General features: G+C 73.4%; 7 protein-coding genes. 6 read left to right on the top strand and 1 reads right to left on the bottom strand.

Annotation, left to right across the window (positions count from 1 at the left end; all coding sequences use genetic code 11):
• The first annotated feature begins 303 nt into the window (after window positions 1-303).
• From ACFXMF_RS46590 to ACFXMF_RS46565, 6 genes are all read left to right on the top strand, one after another.
• On the top strand, window positions 304-432 hold the full coding sequence (locus ACFXMF_RS46590) for a lasso RiPP family leader peptide-containing protein (protein WP_360311480.1): 129 nt from the start codon (window positions 304-306) through the stop codon (window positions 430-432).
• Between the two features lie 119 nt (window positions 433-551).
• The gene (locus tag ACFXMF_RS46585; RefSeq protein WP_360311478.1) at window positions 552-2,384 is read left to right on the top strand and encodes an asparagine synthase-related protein; all 1,833 of its coding nucleotides are present in this window, start codon (window positions 552-554) and stop codon (window positions 2,382-2,384) included.
• Between the two features lie 11 nt (window positions 2,385-2,395).
• The gene (locus ACFXMF_RS46580; protein WP_360311476.1) at window positions 2,396-2,656 is read left to right on the top strand and encodes a lasso peptide biosynthesis PqqD family chaperone; all 261 of its coding nucleotides are present in this window, start codon (window positions 2,396-2,398) and stop codon (window positions 2,654-2,656) included.
• On the top strand, window positions 2,653-3,081 hold the full coding sequence (locus tag ACFXMF_RS46575; RefSeq protein ID WP_360311474.1) for a lasso peptide biosynthesis B2 protein: 429 nt from the start codon (window positions 2,653-2,655) through the stop codon (window positions 3,079-3,081). Before ACFXMF_RS46580 ends, ACFXMF_RS46575 begins: the two co-directional genes overlap by 4 nt.
• A complete protein-coding gene (locus tag ACFXMF_RS46570) occupies window positions 3,078-4,118 on the top strand; it encodes an ATP-binding cassette domain-containing protein (protein ID WP_379991340.1) in 1,041 nt (346 codons plus the stop codon). Before ACFXMF_RS46575 ends, ACFXMF_RS46570 begins: the two co-directional genes overlap by 4 nt.
• Window positions 4,119-4,123: 5 nt before the next feature.
• Entirely contained in the window at window positions 4,124-5,077 is a 954-nt protein-coding gene (locus ACFXMF_RS46565) for an ABC transporter permease (protein WP_379991339.1), read from the top strand.
• An 85-nt stretch (window positions 5,078-5,162) separates the two neighbouring features.
• Here the strand turns inward: ACFXMF_RS46565 and ACFXMF_RS46560 are convergent.
• Window positions 5,163-5,309 (bottom strand): DUF6314 family protein (locus tag ACFXMF_RS46560; protein ID WP_380021274.1); only part of this gene is annotated, 147 nt, incomplete at its 5' end.

Genomic DNA, 5,309 nt, shown 5'->3' with positions numbered 1-5,309 from the left:
CGTTCGGGGTGGTGTCGCGTCTTTCGGCCTGTTCGGGCGTGGTGCCGGGCGGGCCGTCGCGTCGGCTTCGTCGCCGGTGCCGCCGCCGTGCCGCCGCGCCCCCCCCACGTGCACGACGTTGGCACCGGTGCCCGTGCCGCGGGGTGGGTCGGGCGGTCGTGTGGGACCTGGATGGGACCGGTGGCCCGGGTGCTTGGGACATGGGGCGGCCTAGCGTGACCGATGTCCGGACGAGGAGGGATGTCGATTCCGTCGACAACGTCCCTCCGTGGCATCCGTAGTAGGCAAGGGATGGAGAAGATCATGACGTACGACGACAGTTACGAGCCCCCGGCGCTGGTCGAGATCGGCGACTTCACCGAACTCACCCTCGGCGTCTGGTGGGGTTGCCCCTCGGACATCTTCGGCGGTCTGACGCCGTTCGCCTGCTGACGTTCGTGGTCGGCGGGTCGCCGGGGGACCGGTGCGGAGGCGCCGCGTGCGCCTCCGCACCACCCGGCGCCGCCCATCTCGCCGACACCGCACCGGATCACCACGCCTGGGAGTAGGCCATGGAATTCCTGATCCTGCCGGATACCTCGGTGCCGGCCCCGATCGCCGTCGCGAACGCCGGACCACCACCGTGGCGCTGCATCGCACACGCGTCGGGCCGACCGTGGCTGATCGGACACTGGTGCGACGACGACATCACCGTGGTCGTCGCCGGCACCCGTCGCCTCGTGCTCTTCGGGCGGACCCGCCTCGACATCGCCGCGGCCACCCGCACGCTGGCCCGGGCCGAGTCGCCCCACGACCTGGACGAGTTGGCCCGCACCCTCCCCGGCAGCATCCACCTGCTCGCCTCGATCGACGGCCGGATCCGCGCCCAGGGCGCCCTGGCCGGCACCCGACAGATCTTCCACACCCGCGTCGCGGGCGTGACGGTGGCCGCGGACCGACCCAGGCGGCCGGCCGACCTGGTCGGGGCACATCTGGACGAAGAGGCCCTGGCACTGCGCCTGTTGGCCCCCGGCGCGCCCTGGCCACTGACCACCCGCACGGTCTGGACCGGTGTCGGGCAACTCGACGCGGGTTGCTGGTTGCACATCGACACCGACGGCGCCGCCCGTACCGTGCGCTGGTGGCAGCCGCCGCCCGCCGAAGTCCCGTTGCGGCACGCGGCGGCCGGCGTGCGCGACGCGATTCGCGAGGCCGTCGCGGTACGAACCGCGCCCGGGCGCACGGTCAGTGCCGACCTGTCCGGCGGACTGGACTCCACCGCCCTGTGCTTCGTCGCCGCGGCCGGCGAGGGCACGCTGCTCACCCACCATTGGCAGCCCCTCGACCCCGCCAACGACGACACCCGGTGGGCCGAACGCGCCGCGGCCCTGCTGCCCACCGCCCACCACCGAACCGGCGGCCCGACCGACGGCCCCGGTTGGCTCGACGAGAGCGGGGACCCGCACACGGGGGCCGAGTACGCCCTCGACACGCAGGGTCCGCTCCCGTGGAGTCGCAACCTGGCCCGGATGGAGTACGTCGCCCGCGACTCCGCCGCCCGCGGTGCCACCGTGCACCTGATGGGCGTCGGCGGCGACGAACTGTTCTCCGTCACGCCCGCCCACCTGCGCACCCTGGTCCGCCGGCGCCCGCGCACCGGCGTGCCGGCGCTGCTGCGCTGTCGCGCGCTCAACCGTTGGGGCCTGCTGCCCACCCTGCGCGGCCTGATCGACAACGAATCCTTCGCCGGCGCCCTGCGCACCGGAGCGCGGCGGATCACCGCCCCCGCACCGCCGCCGGCGCGGGTCTTCATGGGCTGGGCCCCCGAACCGCGGCTGCCCGCCTGGGTGTCCCCGAGCGCCGCCGCGACCGTGCGCCGGCTGCTGCTCGAAGCCGCGGCGCAGGGCCCCCGGCCGCTGGACCCCGACCGCTCCCGGCATCAGCTCGTCGAGGGGGTCCTGCACGGGGGAGCCGCGATCCGCGAGATGGGGTGGATCCTGTCCCGTCACGGCATCGACCTGGCCGCACCCTACCTGGACGACCGGGTCGTCGAGGCGGTCCTGTCGGTCCGACCGGAGGACCGCATGGTGCGCGGCGGCTTCAAGCCGATCCTGACCACCGCGCTGCGCGGAGTGGTCCCGGACGAACTCCTGGCGCGGCGCAGCAAGGGCGACTTCAGCGCCGAGTTCCACGCGGCCGTGGAGCACAACCGGCACCGGGTCGCCGAATGGTGCGCGGACCTGCGGCTGGCCCGGCTGGGCCTGGTCGACGCCGATGCCCTGCGCGCCGCGCTGTTCGCCCCCAGTCCCGACACCGCGCCACTGGCCCGGTTCGAGAACACCCTGGCCTGCGAGAGCTGGCTGCGTTCCGTCGAAGCACGCGAACCACAACTCGCGTCGCGATAGGAGGACTTCCGATGACCATCACCCTGGCTCCGCACGTCACCAGCACCGAAGTGTCGGACGGGCTCGTGCTGCTCGACCAACGCAAGGGCCGGTACTGGCAGTTGAACCGGACCGGCGCCTACACGCTGTGCCTGCTCCTGGAGGGCCACTCCGCGGCCGGCGTGGCGGCCCGACTGGCGGAGAAGTCCCCGGCCGCCGCGGCCCAGGCGGACACAGACGTCCGCGACCTGCTGCGCGCCCTGTGCGAGGCTCGTCTGGTGGTGTCGTCATGACGATGCCGGTCATCGCGGAACAGCCGATCCCCCTGGTCTGGCACCGACACGTCACGGCGCGCCTGGCGGTCGCGGTGGCCCGCCCGTTGGCACTGCTCCCGCCGCGTCGACTGCGCCGGGTGTTGCGGGTGGTGAGCCTGGGCGCCCGACCCGCCGGCGTCGCCGAGGCGACCCAGGCGCGGCACGCCGTGGTGTCGGTCAGTGCGCGCTGCGCCGGACAGGGCTGCCTGCAACGGTCGGTGGCCACGGTGCTGTTGTGCCGGATTCGGGGGACGGCGCCGGACTGGTGTACGGGAGTGCGCACCCAGCCGTTCCGGGCGCACGCGTGGGTCGAGGCGGCGGGCACGCCGATCGGGGAGAGCGGCGACATGGCGTTGTTCCATACCGTGCTGAGCGTGCGCCGACCCGTCGGGAGGTCGTCGTGAGTGTCACCGCAGCGCGGCGAAATGCGCTCTCCGGGACGCCCGTTCACAAAGCCGCCGGCGACGGGACGGCGATCCGGACCGAGGGCCTGGGCAAGCTCTACGGCGATACCGAGGCCGTGGTCGGTCTGGACCTGGAGGTTCCGGCGGGCCGAATCTTCGGCTTCCTCGGTCCCAACGGCGCGGGCAAGAGCACCACGATCGGCATGTTGTGCACGCTGGTGCGGCCGACGCTGGGCCGGGCGCAGGTCGCGGGCTGCGACGTGGGCACGCAACCGGACGAGGTACGGCGGCGCATCGGGCTGATCTTCCAGGAGTCGACGCTCGACGTGGATCTGACCGCCGAGGAGAACATGCGGTTCCAGGCCGACCTGTTCGGCGTGCCGCGCCGGCGTTCGCGGACGACGATCCCGGCGCTGTTGCAGTTGGTGGATCTGGCGCAGCGCGCGAACTCGCCCGTGCGCACGCTTTCCGGCGGCATGCGCCGGCGATTGGAGATCGCCCGGGGGCTCCTGCACGCGCCGCGGGTGTTGTTCCTGGACGAGCCCACCACCGGACTGGATCCGCAGACCCGCGCGGCCGTGTGGGAGCACCTGCACCGACTGCGCCGCGAGCAGGGCATCACCGTCTTCCTGACAACGCATCATCTGGAGGAGGCGGAGCACTGCGACCAGATGGCGATCATCGATGCGGGCGAGTTGGTGGCGCAGGGAACACCCGCCGCGCTCAAGGCGATCGTGGGCGCCGACCTGGTCACGCTGCACACCGCCGACGACGAACGGGCCGCGCGTGCCGTGCGGGAGCGGTTCGGCCTGGTCACGCAGGCCCACGAAGGGGGTCTGCGGCTGCGGGTGGCGGACGGCGCGGCGTTCGTGCCGCGCCTGTGCGCCGGAATCGGCGTGCCGGTGCGCTCGGTGCACGTGAAACCGCCCTCTTTGGACGACGTCTTCCTGCACTACACGGGGCGCACCATCCGCGAGGCCGACGGCGGCGCGGGCGCGGCTGCGGGTGTGCCGCAGGGCTTCGGACCGAGGAGGTAGCACCCATGGCCCACATCGAGATCGAGACCGCCGGCACGACGGGACCCGAACGGTCGGAGCCGGTGGCGTTCGCGCCGGTACGACCGCCATCGGTGGGACCCGGGCCCGAACCGCTCGCGCCCGAACGGCCGATGGTCGCCCGAGCCGCCGGATCGGCCCTCGCGCGGGACCTGCGCACCGTGCGGGTGTTGTGGCAGCGCGAGATGATCCGGTTCGCCCGCAACCGGGTCCGGCTCGCGATGGGGCTGGTCACGCCGCTGATGTTCCTGCTGATTCTGGGGACCGGGCTCAATTCCCTGGTCGGCGACTCGTCCGACGGCCTCGGCGACTACCGTGCGTACCTGTTCCCGGGTGTGCTGATCATGGCCGTACAGGCGCCGGCGATCGCCGTCGGGGTCACCATCGTGTGGGACCGACAGGCCGGATTCCTGCGGCAGATGCTCGTCGCGCCGGTGCGCCGCGGCGTGTTGCTGACCGGCATCTGTCTGGGCGGAGCCGCCACGGGCGCGGCCCACGGCGCCCTCGTCCTGGCCGTCGCGGGCGCGGCCGGGGTTCCCTATACCCCGCAACTGCTGCTGGTGCTTCTGGAGTTGGCGCTGATCTCGTTCGCCTTCACGGCGTTGGGCGTGCTGGCCGCGGTGTGCATCCGGCGGATCGAGACCTTCCAGGTGGTGGTCGGCATGTTCATGATGCCGCTGCTGTTCCTGTCCGGCGCGATGTTCCCGGCGCGCGGGCTGCCCGGCTGGCTCGGTGGCGCGGTCCTGGTCAACCCCCTGACCTACGGTGTCGACGCGCTGCGCCGCACGCTGCCCGGGGATGTCGCGACGCCCGGCGGCGTGGCGACGGGGCCACAGTGGTGGGGGTGGACGCCGCCGGTCCTGCTGGAGGTCGCCTTCCTCGCGGTGGCGGCGCTGGTGGCGTTGACCCTGGCCACGCGCCGCTTCGCGCGCGCCGAGTAGCCGCGCGGTCCGTCGCGACCGGGGACGGGACGGACCACGACCGGGCGCGGGCCGTGCGGGCCCGCCGTCCCGCGCGGTCGGCCGCTCAGGCCGTGCGGCGGCCGCGCCGGTAGACGGACGTCAACAACTGCGTCTTCGCCGGCCCCCACACCCGCCAGCACAGGTGCCACTCGTCCGGCGAGACGACGGTGAATTCCCCGTCGTAGCGATCGGCGGCGCAGGGGTGCCGGGT

Origin of the sequence: Embleya sp. NPDC059213, assembly GCF_042754445.1 — a bacterium.
Classification (GTDB): Bacteria; Actinomycetota; Actinomycetes; order Streptomycetales; family Streptomycetaceae; genus Embleya.
The sequence above is the reverse complement of the archived record's forward strand: the minus strand, read 5'-3'. Positions and strand labels throughout refer to the sequence as shown.

Bases quoted from the DNA above. Each gene is read 5' to 3' on its own strand.
- ACFXMF_RS46590 (WP_360311480.1), top strand. From the start codon at position 304: ATGACGTACGACGACAGTTACGAGCCCCCGGCGCTGGTCGAGATCGGC.
- ACFXMF_RS46585 (WP_360311478.1), top strand. From the start codon at position 552: ATGGAATTCCTGATCCTGCCGGATACCTCGGTGCCGGCCCCGATCGCC.
- ACFXMF_RS46580 (WP_360311476.1), top strand. From the start codon at position 2,396: ATGACCATCACCCTGGCTCCGCACGTCACCAGCACCGAAGTGTCGGAC.
- ACFXMF_RS46575 (WP_360311474.1), top strand. From the start codon at position 2,653: ATGACGATGCCGGTCATCGCGGAACAGCCGATCCCCCTGGTCTGGCAC.
- ACFXMF_RS46565 (WP_379991339.1), top strand. From the start codon at position 4,124: ATGGCCCACATCGAGATCGAGACCGCCGGCACGACGGGACCCGAACGG.